Source organism: Streptomyces sp. NPDC002156, assembly GCF_053593675.1.
In genome coordinates this window covers 11925-28131 of record NZ_JBSFDA010000134.1, presented here as the reverse complement: position 1 = coordinate 28131, position 16207 = coordinate 11925, and the positions used below count along the sequence as shown (strand labels likewise).

13 protein-coding genes are annotated in these 16207 nt (G+C 70.6%); 4 read left to right on the top strand and 9 right to left on the bottom strand.

Annotated elements, in window-relative coordinates; all coding sequences use genetic code 11:
- Positions 1-45: 45 nt before the first annotated feature.
- On the bottom strand, positions 46-1095 hold the full coding sequence (locus ACWCRB_RS36935) for a cyclase family protein (protein ID WP_451000233.1): 1050 nt from the start codon (positions 1093-1095) through the stop codon (positions 46-48).
- A 97-nt stretch (positions 1096-1192) separates the two neighbouring features.
- Positions 1193-2809, bottom strand: coding sequence for a flavin-containing monooxygenase (locus ACWCRB_RS36930; RefSeq protein WP_451000232.1), 1617 nt, complete (start codon positions 2807-2809; stop codon positions 1193-1195).
- 195 nt (positions 2810-3004) lie between these two features.
- Between ACWCRB_RS36930 and ACWCRB_RS36925 the strand changes: the two genes are divergently transcribed.
- Positions 3005-3754, top strand: a complete 750-nt coding sequence (locus ACWCRB_RS36925; protein ID WP_451000231.1) for an SDR family NAD(P)-dependent oxidoreductase — start codon at positions 3005-3007, stop codon at positions 3752-3754.
- An 80-nt stretch (positions 3755-3834) separates the two neighbouring features.
- Here the strand turns inward: ACWCRB_RS36925 and ACWCRB_RS36920 are convergent, their stop codons facing one another.
- The 3 genes from ACWCRB_RS36920 to ACWCRB_RS36910 all read right to left on the bottom strand — a co-directional run bounded on the left by ACWCRB_RS36920 (position 3835) and on the right by ACWCRB_RS36910 (position 6687).
- On the bottom strand, positions 3835-5082 hold the full coding sequence (locus tag ACWCRB_RS36920; protein WP_451000230.1) for a cytochrome P450: 1248 nt from the start codon (positions 5080-5082) through the stop codon (positions 3835-3837).
- Between the two features lie 99 nt (positions 5083-5181).
- A complete protein-coding gene (locus tag ACWCRB_RS36915) occupies positions 5182-5376 on the bottom strand; it encodes a ferredoxin (RefSeq protein WP_369034636.1) in 195 nt (64 codons plus the stop codon).
- A gap of 60 nt (positions 5377-5436) precedes the next feature.
- Entirely contained in the window at positions 5437-6687 is a 1251-nt protein-coding gene (locus ACWCRB_RS36910; protein ID WP_451000229.1) for an NAD(P)/FAD-dependent oxidoreductase, read from the bottom strand.
- A gap of 262 nt (positions 6688-6949) precedes the next feature.
- On the opposite strand from ACWCRB_RS36910, the gene ACWCRB_RS36905 reads away from it, so the two are divergent.
- Together ACWCRB_RS36905 and ACWCRB_RS36900 are read left to right on the top strand one after the other, a co-directional pair.
- Positions 6950-7354, top strand: coding sequence for a hypothetical protein (locus ACWCRB_RS36905; protein WP_451000228.1), 405 nt, complete (start codon positions 6950-6952; stop codon positions 7352-7354).
- 59 nt (positions 7355-7413) lie between these two features.
- On the top strand, positions 7414-7818 hold the full coding sequence (locus ACWCRB_RS36900; protein ID WP_369029549.1) for a hypothetical protein: 405 nt from the start codon (positions 7414-7416) through the stop codon (positions 7816-7818).
- A 57-nt stretch (positions 7819-7875) separates the two neighbouring features.
- On the opposite strand, the gene ACWCRB_RS36895 is transcribed toward ACWCRB_RS36900, so the two are convergent.
- A complete protein-coding gene (locus ACWCRB_RS36895) occupies positions 7876-9249 on the bottom strand; it encodes an FAD-dependent oxidoreductase (RefSeq protein WP_451000234.1) in 1374 nt (457 codons plus the stop codon).
- 532 nt (positions 9250-9781) lie between these two features.
- On the opposite strand from ACWCRB_RS36895, the gene ACWCRB_RS36890 reads away from it, so the two are divergent.
- Entirely contained in the window at positions 9782-12598 is a 2817-nt protein-coding gene (locus ACWCRB_RS36890; RefSeq protein WP_451000227.1) for a discoidin domain-containing protein, read from the top strand.
- On the opposite strand, the gene ACWCRB_RS36885 is transcribed toward ACWCRB_RS36890, so the two are convergent.
- The 3 genes from ACWCRB_RS36885 to ACWCRB_RS36875 are packed head-to-tail and all read right to left on the bottom strand — an operon-like array spanning position 12595 to position 16168.
- Positions 12595-13803, bottom strand: a complete 1209-nt coding sequence (locus ACWCRB_RS36885; RefSeq protein WP_451000226.1) for an extracellular solute-binding protein — start codon at positions 13801-13803, stop codon at positions 12595-12597. The genes ACWCRB_RS36890 and ACWCRB_RS36885 overlap by 4 nt on opposite strands.
- The gene (locus tag ACWCRB_RS36880; protein ID WP_451000225.1) at positions 13800-14720 is read right to left on the bottom strand and encodes a hypothetical protein; all 921 of its coding nucleotides are present in this window, start codon (positions 14718-14720) and stop codon (positions 13800-13802) included. Before ACWCRB_RS36880 ends, ACWCRB_RS36885 begins: the two co-directional genes overlap by 4 nt.
- Positions 14717-16168, bottom strand: coding sequence for a VWA domain-containing protein (locus ACWCRB_RS36875; RefSeq protein ID WP_451000224.1), 1452 nt, complete (start codon positions 16166-16168; stop codon positions 14717-14719). Before ACWCRB_RS36875 ends, ACWCRB_RS36880 begins: the two co-directional genes overlap by 4 nt.
- Positions 16169-16207: the final 39 nt, after the last annotated feature.

Genomic DNA, 16207 nt, shown 5'->3' with positions numbered 1-16207 from the left:
GTCGGGGGCAGGATTCCCGACCCGCACCGAACGACTCCGGGGTCGTCAGACCGTGGCGACGGGCGTCAGGGGGCTGCCCTGTGTCCCCGGGAGGTTGAGCGGGGGCGCGGTGAGGAGGAAGCGGCTGCGGTTGTGCTCGCGCAGCCAGGCGGCGAGAGGGCCGAGGTTCCACATCTCCCCGAGGGGGACGCCGAGTTTGAACAGGCAGAGGTGGTGGATCGGCAGGAGGGTGTGCGGACCCTGGGCCTGGGTGACGCCGACCCCCTCGACCGCGTAGTTGTCGGCGACCAGCGCGGAGATCTGCGACTCGGCGATCCACTCCAGCAGGGCGGGGTCGTCGGCGTCGAGATAGGCGGCGGTCTGGTGGATGGCGACCGGGTCCGGGTTCTTCTCCCAGGCGAGCACCTGGGTGGCGAACCCGGTGTGCAGCAGGAGCATGTCGCCGGGCTCCACGACGACGTTGTCGGCGTCCATGATCTCGCGCAGCTGGCGGTAGTTGACGGCCTGGTAGCCGGTGCCGAGGTGGTGGGCGATGTCGATGAGGACACCGCGCCCCTGGACGCCGTGCTCGGCCATGTGTTCCATGCCGAGGTGGCGGGCGTGGCTGAGGCTGCCGCTGCCGTCGCCCTTGGCGTCGTCCTTGGGTCCGACGAGGTCGGTGTCGGGACGGTAGCCGTTGTAGTAGACGGGTTCGGCCACGCCGTCGGAGTCCGCGTCGAACTCGGCGCCCTGGTGGGCGAGGGAGTCCCACTGGGTGGAGTACTGGAGCCACAGGGTGACCACGTCGTCCGACCAGACGTCGATCAGGTCGGGGGAGAAGTGCTCGCTGGCCTTGATGTTGTAGAAGACGTCCTGGTTGTGCTGGAGGTCCTCGGTGGGGCGCAGGATCGGCGGGTAGCGACGCTGGTTCAGCGAGGTGCCGCCGGGATAGTCGAGCGGCAGGCTGAGACTGAAGGCGATGCCGTGCTCGACCTCCCGCACACCCTGGAGGACCTTCTCCTTGGTGACCAGGTTGATCCTGCCCAGCTCGTCGTCCTCGCCCCAGTCGCCCCAGGTCGAGCCCGGCGGACGCTGCTTCCAACGCTTCGTCGTCATGGTCATCCCTCTTCCTGGCGCCAGTCCTCGTCGACGGCCTGCCACCTGCATGTTATGTATCGTGTACCGATCGGTCAATGAAATGACCGGGGCGGGCCTAGGAGCCGGTCCTGGAGAAGGTGAACGTCGTGTAGTCCTTCTCGACGACGTCCGCGATCAGCTCCTGGAGCTTCCAGCGCCCGGTCGGGTTGAGGAGCTGCCGGATCGGCTTGCCGGGGATGTTGGCGCCGTAGAAGTAGCTGCTCTGCAGGAAGGAGGAGACCGACGCCTTGTCGTTCATCATCTCCGTCCACTCCAGCTCCGCCGCGGGGTCGACCTCGACGACGTCGTGCCCGTGCTCACGCGTGCGCACGAGCGCGTCGGTGACGAAGTCCACCTGGTCACCGGCGTACCGCGGGTTGTTGCCGAGGGCGCCGTGCGGCCCGCCCGGGAAGAAGAAGTTCGGGAAACCGGCGGTCACGACCCCGAGGTAGGTGCTCGGGCCGTCCGCCCAGTACTCCTCCAGCGGCAGACCTCCCCGGCCGCGCACACCGAGCCGGTTGAGGGCGCCGGTGCCGAAGTCGTAGCCGGTCGCCCAGATGATGATGTCGACCTCGTGCAGCCCCTCGGCGGTCTCGATCCCGGACTCGGTGATCCGCACGATCGGCGTCACGTTGATGTCGACGAGGGAGACGTTGGGCTTGTTGTACGTCTCGTAGTAGCCGGTCCCGAAGGGCGGGCGCCGGCCACCGTAGGCGTGGTCCTTGGGGATCAGCTTCTCGGCGGTCTCCGGGTCCTCGACGATGCTCCGGATCCTGGCCGCGATGAACTCGCACCACTCCTTGTTCACGACCTCGTTGGTGGTCATGTCGTAGTAGTGCTCGGACAGCTTGGTGAAGCCGGGCCCGTTCCACCGTTCCTCGTAGAACGCCTGCCGTTGCTCCGGGCTGTCCTCAAGCCCCGACCGCATCGTGATCTGGTGGAGGAAGCCGCTCGGCGAGGTGTTCAGCGTGTCGCGGATCGACTCGAAACCGGCCTTGAGCTGCGCCTGCTCCTCGGGCTCGATGGGCGCGTTGTTGAGCGGGGTCAGCCAGTCGGCGACCTTCTGGTACACCGTCAGCGAGGCCACCTGGTCGGCGATCGCCGGGACGATCTGTACGCCGCTGGACCCGGTGCCGATGAGGGCCACACGCTTGCCGGTGAAGTCCACGGGCGCCTTCGGCCACTGGCCGGTGTGGTGCTGCGCCCCCCGGAAGTCCGCGCGCCCCTCGATGCCCGGGATGAACGGCACGGAGAGGATGCCGGTCGCCGCGACGACGTACCGCGCCCGGGTCTCGCCGCCGTCGGCGGTCCGGACGACCCAGGTCCCGGTCGGCTCGTCGTACACGGCCGCGGTGACCTTCGTCCCGAAGGAGATGTCGCGCCGCAGGTCGAACCGGTCGACCACGTAGTTGAAGTACCGCTCGATCTCCGGCTGGCCCGCGAACCGCTCGGACCACTCCCACTCCTCCCACAGCTCCTTGGAGAAGAGGTAGCCGTAGGTGTAGCTCTCGGAGTCGAAGCGGGCTTCGGGATAGCGGTTCCAGTACCAGGTGCCGCCGACCCCGCTGCCGGCCTCCAGCAGCCTCACGCCGAACCCGGCCTCCCGGGCCCGGTACAGCTGGTAGATGCCGGTGACACCGGCTCCGATGACCAGCACATCGACATCGACGTCAACGCTGACTGAGTCGCTCATCTGCCCTCCAACTTCACAGGGGTCGTTCGAGGCCCGCGTGGGACCGGCCCATAACCTTTTATTGTTTCGACCGGTCGGTCTATCATTGACCTGAGCGTAAAGGAAGCACGGAGTCCGATCAACGGCGGGGGCTCCGGAAGCGCGACAGAGCCGCCATACACACGTCGTACGCACGTCACACGCAAGGGAGCGCACATGACGCCGGCAGGACTGGCAGGAAGGGCCGCAGTCGTCACCGGCGGCGGTCGCGGCATCGGACAGGCCATCGCGACCGTACTCGCGGCCCGTGGCGCCGCGGTCGCGGTCTGGGACCTGAACCTCGAGAGCGCCGAGGACACCGCCGCCAGGATCGTCAAGGACGGCGGTACGGCGATCGCGGTGGGCGGCGACGCGTCCAAGGCCGCCGATGTGGCCGCGGCGGCGGCCCGGACCCGCGAGGCGTTCGGCCCGGTCACGATCCTCGTCAACAACGCCGGGACCACGGCCTACGAACCCTTCACGAGCATCACCGAGGAGTCGTGGGACCGGATGATCGGCATCAACCTCAAGGGCCCGTTCCTGGTCACCAAGGAACTGGTGCCCGACATGCTGGCGGCGGGCTGGGGCCGGATCGTCAACATCTCCTCGTCGTCCGCGCAGACGGGCGCGCCCTCGATGGCCCACTACGCCTCGTCCAAGGGCGGCGTCATCGGCCTCACCCGCGCGCTGGCCATCGAGTACGCGGCGACGGGCGTCACCGTGAACCACGTACCGCCCGGCTTCATCGACACCCCGCTGGTCCGCCAGGGCCCGGTCGACGTCGACGCGGTCGCCGCCATGATGCCGATGAAGCGGGCGGGACAGCCGGAGGACGTCGCCTACGCGGTCGCGTATCTGGCCTCCGAGGAGGCCGGTTACGTCACCGGCCAGACCCTCAGCACCAACGGCGGGCGGTACCTGGTCTGAGCGCCCCGACGGCCACGCGAACCGGCCCCGCACGGAGTTCCCGTGCGGGGCCGGTCCACTGCACACCGTCGCCTCGCCCGCTACCAGGTCACCGGCAGCTCGTAGATGCCGTACGCGAGCGAGTCGCCCTTGAACTCCAGCTCGTCGCGGGGCACCCCGAGGGCCAGGGTCGGGATGCGGCGGAAGAGCGTTCCGTAGACGACCTGGAGCTCGATCCGGGCGAGCTGCTGGCCGATGCACTGGTGGATGCCCCAGCTGAAGGTGTGGTGGTGCTTGGCCTCCCGGCCGAGGTCGAGCCGCTCCGGCTCGGGGAAGGCCACCGGGTCCCAGTTCCCGGCCGGCAGCGGTACGACGATGCCCTCGCCGGCCCGGATGGTCTCGCCCTCGAACTCGATGTCCTCGGCGGCGATCCGGCGCTGCCCGAGGTGCGGGATCGTGAGGTAGCGCAGCACCTCCTCGACGGCGTTCGCGACGAACTTGGGGTCGTCGCTCTCGCGCAGCCGCGCCGCCTGCCCGGGGTTCTCCAGCAGCAGGGCCGTACCCAGCGTGATCATGTTCGCGCTGGTCTCGTGACCGGCGATCAGCAGGATCATGCAGAGCATGACCGCCTCGGACAGTTCGAGTTCACCGGCCTTGACCCGGCCGGCGAAGTCCGACAGCACGTCGTCGGAGGGGTTGTCCGTCCGCGCCTGGAGCAGTCCGGTCAGATATCCGCCGAGCGCCTCCATGGCGACCCGGTCGTCCTCGGCGGTCTTGACCCGCTTGTTGGCGACGGCCGCGTGCTCCTGGAAGAACTCGTGGTCCTCGTACGGCACTCCGAGCAGCGCGCAGATCATCAGCGAGGGCAGCGGCAGCGACAGCGCGGTGTTCAGGTCGACCGGCTTCGGGCCCGCGAGCATCTGGTCGATGAGTTCGTCGGTGAACCGCTGGATCTCCGGGCGCAGTTTCTCCATCCGGTTACGGGTGAAGGGGCTGGTCATCGTGCGGCGGATACGGGTGTGGTCGGCGCCGTCCGCGTTGAAGATGGTCAGCGGGTGGTGCGGGGCGTTCTCGGACTGGGCCTGGGTGGGGTGCGGGAACCCGGGCTGCTTGTCGTTCGAACTGACCCGGGGGTCGGAGAGGATCCTGCGCTGGGCGGCGTGCCCCGTGACGAGCCAGGGGGTGCTGCCGTCCCAGATCCGGGCGCGCGACACGGGCCCCTGGTCGTGGAGTGCGAGCAGCCCGGCGGGCGGGGCGAACGGACACTTGCCGTCCCGCTCCCCCGGGTAGTCGAAGATCTCCGCGGTCCCCGCGTCGGGGGCGACCTCTTCGATGGGTGCCTCGGCCATGGTCTTACCTCCAGGTGGTTCGGGCGGTGCGGGTGGGTGTGGGGGAGGTCCGGCGGTCCCTGGGGGCGGACGGTGGGGCGGCAGGACGAGCGCCGCCGCTCATTCCTCGATGCGGATGGCCAGCGCGGGGCAGACCGCGGCGGCGTTGCGTACGTCCTCGGCCAGCTCGGCGGGCGGGTTCTCGTCCAGGAGGACGACGATGCCGTCCTCGTCACGCTGGTCGAACACGTCCATGGCGGCGGACACACACTGCCCGGCGGCGACGCATTTCTCCTCGTCGACGACAACCTTCATGGCATCTCTCCTGAACCTTCAGTGGGTGATTCGGTGGACGGTCGTTCAGTGGCTGGTCGTTCAGTGGCCGGGTGCCGGGGCGGCTTCGAGCCCGTCGACGACTTCCTGGCGGGCCAGCCGGGTCTGCTTGGGCATGTTCCAGCCGAGAACACCCGTCACCCGACCCCCGACCCGATACCGGGCAACGAAACGCCGCGCCGCCAACTCGCCCTCGACGACGTCCACTTCGGCGTCAGCCGGCAGGAAACCGTGGACCTGGAGCTTCGCGTCGAACTGATCCGTCCAGAAATACGGCACCGGCACGTAGGGCTCGTCCCCGCCGAGGATCGCCCCGGCGACCGCCATCCCCTGCTCCGTGGCATTCGTACGGTTCTCCAACCGCAACAACCGGCCCAGACCCTCGTGATACCAACGCGCCACATCACCGACCGCGTAGATTCCCTCGGCCGCACGGCAGTGCACATCGCACACCACACCGTTGTCGAGCGTCAGCCCACTGTCCGCCAGCCACTCCGTCGCCGGAATCCCCCCGATCGCGACCACGACCACATCCGCGGGCAGCACCTCACCCGACGCCAGCCGCACCCCCGACACCCGGCCGCCCGCACCGGCCAGCCCGACCACACCCTCACCCAGCCGCAGGCTCACCCCGCGCTCGGTGTGCAGCTCGCCCAGCACCCCCGACACCACCGGACCCACCTGCAACGCCATCGGCCCCGCCAACGGACCCGCCAACGTCACCCCAAGACCCAACACCCGCGCCGTCGCCGCGATCTCCGACCCCAGCACACCCTCACCCACGACCACCAGCCGCCGGCCCGCCACCAGATCCCCCCGCAACGCCAACGCGTCATCCAGCGACCGCAGCACATGCACACCGGCCAGATCGTCCTGACCCGCAAACCGCCGCGCCCGCACACCCGTCGCGATGACCACGGCATCGGCGGCCACTTCCCGCCCCGAGGCGGTACGCACACTCCGCGCCTTGGTGTCCAACGCGACGGCGGTCTCCCCGTAGAGGAACTCGGCGTCCAGCGACGCCAGTTGCTCCTGCGCACGCAGCGCGGCACGCTCGGGCTCCCAGGCACCGGAGAGCACCTGCTTGGACAGCGGCGGACGATCGTACGGAGCATGCGGCTCATCACCCAGCACCGTGATCCCACCCGCGAAACCCTTGCGCCGCAACGCCTCCACGGTGGACAACCCGGACGCCGAGGCGCCCACCACAAGCACCCGGCCGGGCGGCTGGTCGGACCCCTGGCCAGCACCCTGACCAGCGCTTTTCTCCGGGGCGTCGCCCTCGTTCCTCATGCACGACTCCTGATTGCAGCTCCGTTGCGACCCCCTTCACGAAAGTTAGACCAATCGGTCGGTACAAAGCAACGGTCAAGAGTGAGGAGATGCGGAGGGGCGTGGGAGCAGATGGTGTAGCGGGCTACACCATGCATTCGGGAGAGCGGTCCCTCGTGGCGGCGAGCGGGCGACGGGATCGTAGTCGACAGAGAACACAAGGGGTCCACGGATCACGTCGGCCCCTCATCTGCTCCCTCCCGTCCCTGCCGAAGGAAAGTCCGTGAAGTCGCTGCTCGCCGCCGTGAAGTCGTTCATCGCCAATCTGCTGCTGTGGTCGTTCTTCGCGGCCGGTCTCGCCGCGAGCACCGCCTCCGGCACCGTCCTCGACGGCACCCAGAAGGACGTCGCCACCTACACAGGCATCGCCGTGTCGATGCTGGCCGGCTCGCGCATCGCCAAGAAGCCGAGGATCAAGGCGTTCCTGTCGAAGCCGTCCACCCTCTGGTTCCTGTTCCTGTTCAACGGCGGTGTGGCCGCGTTCTGCTACTTCACGATGGACGGGGTGAAGGGGATCGCGACCGCCGCAGGCATGGGCCTGGTCTCACTGGGCGCGGCGGGCGGACTCGTCTCGAGCCGCAAGAAGCGGCCGGCCCCCGCCCCCGTACAGCAGCAGCCCTGGGCCTGACAGCCCGAGCACCACATCTCGTCAACCACTGAAGCGAATGAAGTGAAGGGACCCCTGCCATGCCCTCGAACCGCCGCCGCGGCCGTCGTATCGCCACCGTCGCCACCGCCGTCGCCGCCGTCACCCTGACCGCCGGGCTGCTGACCGGCTGCGAAGACCTCGACAACTCCCTGGGCTGCGTCAGCAACGCCGACTCGATCTCGGACAGCATCAAGGCGATCCACGAGGCCGGCTGGGACGCCGTGAAGGACCCGTCGAAGACCGACGACTCCATCGACACGATCGACAAGAACCTGGACAAGATCAACAAGGACACTGACGACAGCAAGGTCGACAAGGCGGTCGACGACCTGGACAAGGCGATCGACGACTACAACAAGTCCATCCTGAACGGCGACACGAGCCCGGACTCCAGCAAGATCGACGCGGCGGCCGACAGGCTGAAGGACGTCTGCACGTCGTAACGGAAGAAGATGCGTTGGGGCCCTGCCGTACGACGGCAGGGCCCCACTTCGTTCTGCTCAGTCCCCCGGCTCCCCCGACTCCCCCGGCTCCTCCAGTGCCTCCGGCGGCCGGGTCGGTGTCGGTCCGGGCGGGCCGAAGAGCACGGCGCGGGCCACGGGTGGCGCGAACAGGGCGGAGACGGGCGCGGAGAGGGTCAGTACGGCGCGGAAGGCGCGGCCCACGACAGGGTCGCCGGGGGACCGCTCCGTGACCCGGCGCAGATACCAGTCCGCGACACGGTCCGTGGGCGCGCCCTCGACCGCGGTGCCGACGGCACCCGGCATCTTGCGGTCCGCCCCGGCGGAGATGTCCCACGCGAGCCGGGACGCCGCGAGGACCGCCTGCTGCACGCGGCGCGTGGTGGGCGTCCGGCGCCGGTCGGCGAGCGCGTCGCGCAGGGCGACCGCGCTCATCGCGGCGACGGCCATGCCCTGCCCGTAGATCGGGTTGAAGGTGCACAGGGCGTCGCCGGTGGCGAGGAAGCCGGCCGGGCGGCGGCCGGGCAGGTCGTAGCGGCGGCGGGTGTTCGCGGTCCGCCGGTAGCCGAAGGCCGACGAGAGCGGTTCGGCTTCCTCGATCCACCGGTCCAGGAGCGGATGCCCCAGCCGCTTGGTGTACGTCTCGAACTCGTCGTCGCCCTTGGGCGGTTCGTCGCCGCGCAGCCCCGAGACGATGACCAGATGACTGCCGTCCTCCAGCGGCAGCGCACCGCCGCCGTGGACCTGTTCGGGGTTGGGGTAGACGTAGTACCCGAGGGTGTCGCCGCCGAGGACGCCGTCCCTGCCCCGGTAGACGCGGGAGGCGTAGGCGAGCCCGGTGTCGATGGTCTCCTCGTGCGGAGCCTCGGCGCCGAGCGCGGCGAGCCACTGCGGGGCCTTGGTGCCGCTGCCGGAGGCGTCGACGACGAGATCGGCCTCCAGCGCCCGGTGCTCCGCGTCGGCACCGTCGGAGCGGTCCCGCAGCAGTACGCCCCGCACCCGCGAGGCGTCACCGAGCAGCCCGACCGCGTCGGTGCCCTCGACCACGCCGATCGCCGGGTCGGCGAGCACCCGCCGCCGCACCAGCCCCTCCAACTGCGCACGGGAACCGGTGTAGATGTGCGTCGACGGGGGCACCCGGCGGAACCAGCGGCCGTTCTGCCACAGCACCAGGTCCGACGGCAGGCCGACCCGTGGCGCCCCCGCCTCCCGCAGCTCCCCCAGGAAGCCCGGCAGCAGCGACTCCAGGGCCGACTGCCCGCCCTGCAGCAGGACATGCGGATGCCGGCCCTGCGGCACGCCGGGCCGTGCCCCGGTGCCGTCCGGGAACCGGTCGCGCTCGACGACGGTCACCCGGTCGGCGTGCCCGGCCAGGACGTGCGCAGCGAGAAGCCCCGCGAGACTCCCGCCCACAACGACCGCGTGCCGCCCGCCCCGACCGCCGCTCTCGCCCCAACCGCCCGCCCCTACGGCAGAGTTCACGGATCCGCTCCCCTGGTCGCATTGTCGTGAGAAGCCACAAGTATCCCGCTGCGCGGGGCAGGTTGACCGTGTTCCCGCTCTTCGGCGCGTCCCGTCCCACCCGCCCGGCTCCCTGGCCCCGCCGCCGGACGGGATCAGTCCCCGTCAGTCCCCGTCAATCCCTGTCAGCCCCCGTCAGGCGTCGGCCACGGCGAGATGCCGTTGCCGCGGTACGGCCGGCTGCTCGGCCGAGGCCGGGCACCTGGACAACGGACCGTCGGCGGTTCCGCCGAGGTGATCGCCGACCCTCTGGTCTGCCTCGCTCCTACGCGCCCCCACCTGGCTGCCGCACTCCCCCCGCCGCCCCTCCGCGCATCGCCGGAGCCTATGCCTGGCCATGTCATCATTTGTCCCGCAACACCCCGTTGAGGGCACAGTCGGCAGCTCATCCGCCGCTGGACGGGCCGCAGTTGAAGGGACAGCGATGCCACCACGATTCCACCCCGGAAGGGGCCGGGCCGGGCGTCGTCGCAGCGGTCGGCCGCTTCCGCCCGTCCTCGCGGGTGTCCTCGCCCTGGCGACGGCACTCGTCCCCGCTCTGGCCGTCCCGGCCGCACAGGTGCCCCGGGCGGCTGCCGCGGGAATGCCCGACCGGCCCTGTCTGCGGGACGCCGGAGACCCGGCCTGGGCTCCCTCGACCACCCGGCCGGACCGGGCCGACCCCTACCACGCCTACGTCGCCAACGGCCTGCTCGGCCAGCGCGTTCCCCCCAACGGCATGGGATACGACGCCACCGCTGAGCGGACCGGCTGGCCCCTCTACACCCCGGCCTACGACGGCGCCTTCGCCGCGGGCCTGTACGCCCGCGACCCGGCCGTGGCCAAGGGGTTCCAGGTCGCCGCCGCCCTCCCCACCTGGTCGACGCTCACCGTGGGCGTCGGCGGGGACACCTTCACCTCGCAGACGCCCGCCGCGGCGATCTCGGGATACCGCCAGACCCTGTTCCAGCGCTGCGGACTCGTCCGTACGTCCCTGACCTGGACCGCCGCCGACGGCCGGGCCACGGACCTGGTCTACGACATCACCACCGACCGCAACAACCCGCACGTGGGCACCGTACGACTGCGCATGGTGCCCCACTGGCGCGGCCGGACCACCGTCACCGACGTCCTGGACGGCGCCGGGGCACGACGGATCACCAAGACTGGCGGGGGGCCCCCGCCCGGCAGCGCGGACCGGACCATCGGCCTCGCCTTCCGCACCGACGGCACGAACGTGGACGGCGCGGTCGCCTCCACCCTCGTCCTCGGCGGCAGCGCCGCCCGCGCCGGTGTCGACCGGTCCGACAGGCCTCGGCGCCCGGCCGATCGACGCACCGCCGACGTCGGCTCCGAGAGCCAGTCCGCCACCGTCGCGGTCGAGCCGGGCCGGTCGTACGAGTTCGTCAAGTACGTCGGTGTGGACACGGAGTTGACGTCCGGGCTGCCGGAACGCGCCGCGCTCGACGCCTCCAGGTGGGCCGCCGCGCGCGGCTGGGACACGCTGTTCGACGCACACGCCAGGTCCTGGAACGAGCTGTGGCGCGGCGGTATCGAGGTGCCCGGCCGTCCGGACATCCAGACCTGGCTGCGGTCCGCCCTGTACGGGGTGCTGTCGGCCACCCGGCCCGGTACTGGCACCAGTGTGTCGCCGGTCGGCCTGACCAGCGACAACTACGCGGGGCTGGTCTTCTGGGACGCCGAGACGTGGATCCACCCGGGGCTGCTGGCGTTCCACCCGGAACTGGCACGGACGATCGTGGAGTACCGGTACCGGACCATGCCGGCGGCCCGGGCCAACGCCGCCCGGCTCGGCCACCGGGGTCTGTTCTACTCGTGGACCAGCGGCGGCGACGGCGACCTGGCCACCGAGTGCCACAGCGTGGACCCCGACCACTGCCGGATGCAGAACCATCTGCAGAGCGACGTCTCCCTCGCCGCCTGGCAGTACTACCTGGTGACGGGCGACACCGACTGGCTGCGCGGCCGTGGCTGGCCCCTGCTGAAGGGCATCGCGGACTTCTGGGCGAGCCGGGTCACCGCCAACTCCGACGGCTCGTACTCGATCAACCATGTGGCGGGGCCCGACGAGTACAGCAACGACGTCGACGACGGCGTCTTCACCAACGCCGGCGCTGCGGTCGCCCTGCGCAACGCCACCCGCGCCGGACAACTGCTCGGCGAGCCGGTGCCGGAGGAGTGGACCAGGATCGCCGACCGGCTGCGCATCCCCTACGACACGGACACCGGCGTCTACCTCCAGTACGCGGGGTACGACGGCACGAAGCCGATCAAGCAGGCCGACACGGTACTGCTGATCTATCCGCTCGAATGGCCCATGGACGACGCGCGGAAGGCCCGGACGCTCGACTACTACGCGCGGCGCAGCGACCCCGACGGCCCGGCCATGACGGACTCGGTGCACGCCGTCGACGCCGCCGAGATCGGCGCGCCCGGCTGTGCGACGTACACCTATCTCCTGCGCGCCTACCGGCCGTTCGCCCGCGATCCGTACGCGCTGTTCGCCGAGGCCCGGGGCGCGAAGGCAGGGGCGTCCGACCCGCTGGCAGGGCAGCCCGCCCAGGACTTCCTGACCGGCAAGGGCGGCTTCCTGCAGGCCTTCACCCATGGCCTGACCGGGCTGCGCTGGCGCGAGGACGGCATCCGGCTGGATCCGCTGCTGCCGCCACAGCTCAAGGACGGCGTGACCCTGCGCGGTCTGCGCTGGCAGGGGCGCACCTTCGACATCGCCGTCGGGCCGGAGCAGACCACCGTCCGGCTGACCGGCGGGGAACCGATGCGCGTGGACTCGCCGGAGGGCGATCGGCTGGTGAGCGAGTCCGTACCGGCCGTCCTCAAGACCCGGCGCCCGGACCGCGACCCCACCGCCAACCTGGCGCGCTGCGCCCAGGTCAGCGCCTCGACCGAGGAGCCCGGCGCCTACGCGGTGGCGGCGGTCGACGGCAACGACACCACCTTCTGGTCGCCGGACGCCGCCGAAGGAGCCGTGACGCTCGATCTGCGCCGACCCCGACGGCTCACCCACGTCGCCCCGCGCTGGCGGGACCCGCTCCCGGCCACGTACGCGGTCGAGGTCTCCCGGGACGGCAACGGCTGGACGACGGTACGGCCCGACGGTACCGAGGGCACGCTCAGCCCGCCGGTGAACGCCCGGTACGTCCGGGTCACCGCTCAGGGCGGCGCCGAGGACCGGCCGGCCTTGGAGGAGCTGATCGTCAAAGGGGGCGAGGTCAGGCCTTAGCCGCAGACGGGGAGTTGTGTCGTGCCCTGGTTGGCGACGCGTAGTCGGTCCAGGGCCTCCAGCTCGGCGTCGAGTGTCTCCGGTGAGATGAGGTAGCGGAGCACCGCCTGGTGGAAGGCGTCCCGTACGACGCGCGGCATCGCGTCCGAGGCATCCCAGCAGAGGGTCCCGTCCAGTCCACGAAGGGTCGAGGCGATCTCCCGCCGCGTCGTCCTGCTGTCGCCCGGCACCGGGGCGTCCGCGTTCACCGTGTAGGCCGGCAGTTGGGTCCCGGGGTCGGCCAGATAGCGGATCAGCTGCTTCGCCTCCTTGGTCCCGTTCAGCATGACCGCGAGGTCGCCGGAGACCTCCCAGCGCTTCAGTGGAGCGGCCTCGGGGATCACGGCGGCGGAGTGGACGTACTCGCCGTCGGTCTTCTTCATCCAGTGGCTTGCCCGGAACGACCCCAGGTGCTCCAGCCGTCGCGTGCAGGCCTTCTCGAAGGAGTCCTCCAGCGCCTGGTCGATGCGTTTCGGTTCGCCCACGCCCACCAGCTCGCCCCAGGTGCTCCAGGCCTTACGGACGTGGTCGTGCGTCCATGCGAGGGTGCCGTTCGCCCAGGCCCCGTACGTCTTGGCGTCCGTCTGCTGCAGCAGGATGTCCTCCACCCAGTCGGTGCCCGGCCAGCCGGAGGTCGCGCCGGACTCCATGGCCAGGCACCAACTATCGGGACTGTGGGCGGACTTGGCGACCTGTTCCGCCTTCATCTCCGAGTACCACACCATGCTCTTCAGCCCGGTCTTGACCGGCAGCCAGTACCTGCCCTTCCTGCTCCCCCGCGGCTCCACCTCAGGTGCCCAGAATGTGTCGTACCGACCAACTTCGAATAGGGCGTCCAGCCTGTGGAGCCGTCCCTCGTCCGCGTAGGTCATCAGTTCGCCCGGCCCCGGGACCACCGCCACGTCGGGCGGCGAACCGGAGGCGATACCGGCGGCCAGCACCTGGCTGAGGGCGGAGCTGCCCTGATAGTCGACCTCGATCCCCTGCTCCTGCTCGAACTCCTCGATGACCTTGTCGAACTGCTTCTTCTCCCCTCCGCTCCAGTTGGCGAGCAGGGTCACCGAGCCCTTGTCCCGCACCCAGCGCACCCCCGTGACGGCACCGGCCGCGAGGAGGACCAGACAGACGCAGACGATGCCGAGGGTGCGGAGTCGTGGCCGTCTCATCGCGCCGCCCTGAACCGGTACTCCGCGATGCGCGGCCACAGCCCCGCCACCATCAGCGCCATCAGCAACGCCCCTTCGATCAGTAACCAGTTGGACAGCGAAGCCCAGAAGCCGGCGTTCGCCATCTTGTCCTCCACCTCGGTGGCGAAATCGGGGATCCGGCCCGCCTTCACTGGCGTGAGGAGCTCGTTGCGAATGCCGGTCATCGTCGTACAGACGTCCGCGGTGAGGCAGCCCAGGACCACCACTCCGGCCACGCACAGGACGGTCGCGGCCAGCAGGGGTGGGTGCACGGAGTGGCGGAACCGCCGCCGCGCGAACCACTGCGCCTCCACCAGCGCCGCGCACAGGGCCGCGTACAGCACCAGGACCGCGCTCCAGCCCAGCCGCAACTGCCAGGGGAAGGACGCCTGCCGCTTGGCCTCCCTCACCTGGTCCGTCCGCAGCTCCTCAAGGCGGCTCATGATGTCCCCCTCGGTCCCGGGGCCGAGCACCTTGTCCGCGTAATGCAGGTAGACGGTGCTCAGCCGACTGTTGTCCCGCACCTTGCCGGCGCGCTCCACAAAGCCCGAGTAGACGGCGATCAGCCCGGTGACGGTCTGGAGGGTGTGGCGGTCCTTGAAGCCGGTGACGTTCTCCGAGGCGGCCAGCGCGAGGCTCTGGTGCGCGACCGAGATCTGGGTGTGGAACTCACCGGTCGTGTCGTTCGCCACCCCGCCGCTGACGACCTTGTTCGCGTTCTTCAGCGCGTTCGTCGCGGTGTCGACCGCCAGGATCCCCGGCGCGCTCGACGACGCCAGCGGAACGGTGTCGTCGTGCACACCCCGGTACGCGCCGAACAGTACGAGGGTGGCGGCGGCCCCGAGGGCCAGCAGCAGCCGGAGTCTGCGGGTCAGGTCCCGCCCGGTGGTGCTCATGGCCGCTCTCCGAAGCGGTGTCGGCAGGACGGGCAGAACCGTGCGGTCACCGGCGCCTTCTTCTCGCAGGACGGGCACAGCATCGTGCCTCCGGCCGGTCCGGCGAGGGTCGTGCCGCAGCCGGGGGCCGACGCGGGGCCGTACGTGCTGTGGCTGCTCGCGGTGATCAGGTGCTCGAAGTCGACGGCCGCCACGCCGGTACGCATCCTGACCCGCCCTTCCACGGCGTCGACGATCTCCACGAGCCGTTCCAGCCGACCGAGCGGCCCGGCGCCGCCCATGCCGTGTGCGAGCCGCACGGCCTGGCCCAACTCCCGCTCCGCCAGGTCGTGTTCGCCTTTGCGGTGGGCGTCGGTCGCCGCCGCGATGGCCTCGCCGAGCAACTGGTGCCGCTCGAAGTGCCCGACCTGGACGTCGGTGTACTCGGACAGGGCCGGGTCGTCGGTCCAGTGCACGACACAGGCCAGGGGCGTCGGCAGCCGCACCCGTTCGCCACCGGGCACCTCGACGGCCACGAGGGCGAGTGGGAGGTCCTTCCCGGACTCCCGGCCGGCCGGGTCGGCCGAGAGGCACAGCTGGTAGCGGCGGGTCTCGTCCCCCCACGCACGGGTGACGAACCGCTGGGGCCCGCCGTCCTGCCCGCCGCCGGAGGCGAGTTCGGCCTCGGCGGGGAAGACCTGCTTGACGTAGCGCACCGCTGCCCCGTCCTCGGGGGTCACGGAGATCACCAGCTCGGGAACGCTCTTCGTGAGCAGGCGGTGCATCAGCTTCTCGTACTCCTCGCGGAGCACGGAGGCCTCGCGCACCGAGCCGGCGCTGCCGTGCAAGTGGCGGGTGATCTTGAGGAGTTCCCGCCCGTCCCAGCCGTCGCCGATGCCCCAGGCGTCGCACACGAAACGCCCCGCACACTTCCCCAGGACGCCATCCAGCGGTGTCAGCGCGTCGTGCTGGTTCTTCCCGTCGGTGAGCAGCAGGACGTGTCCGATGGGCGCGTCCTGCTGCTCCAACAGCTGACGGGACAGATCGAGCCAGGCGCCGATGCAGGTGCCGCCTCCCGGCACCAGCCGGTGCACGGCCTTCTCCGCCTCCGCACGCCGCCGGGCGTCCGCCCGGACCATGGCGCCGTCCGGCGGGTACGCCACGGTCGCCGTTTCCGCGCCCCGGATCACCGCGAAGGGCGTGCCGTCGGGCAGTATCCGCAGCGCCGCCACGGCCGCCCCTCGGGCCGCCCGGAGCTTCTCCTCCGGAAAGTCCATCGAGCTGGAACAGTCCACGGCCAGGATCTGGGCGAGCAGGGGGCCCGCGCCCGCGCCGCCCTCCGTGCCGTCGACCCGAACGGTCAGGATGGCGTGCATCTCCTGTTCCTGTTCCGCGGCGGACAGGTACTTCGACTGGCTGATCTCCATCCGGACCGCGGCTGGCCCTCGTACGTCTACGTCTCTGCTCACGGATGATGCGTCCGTGTCCACCGTGTCCGTGCTCCTCGC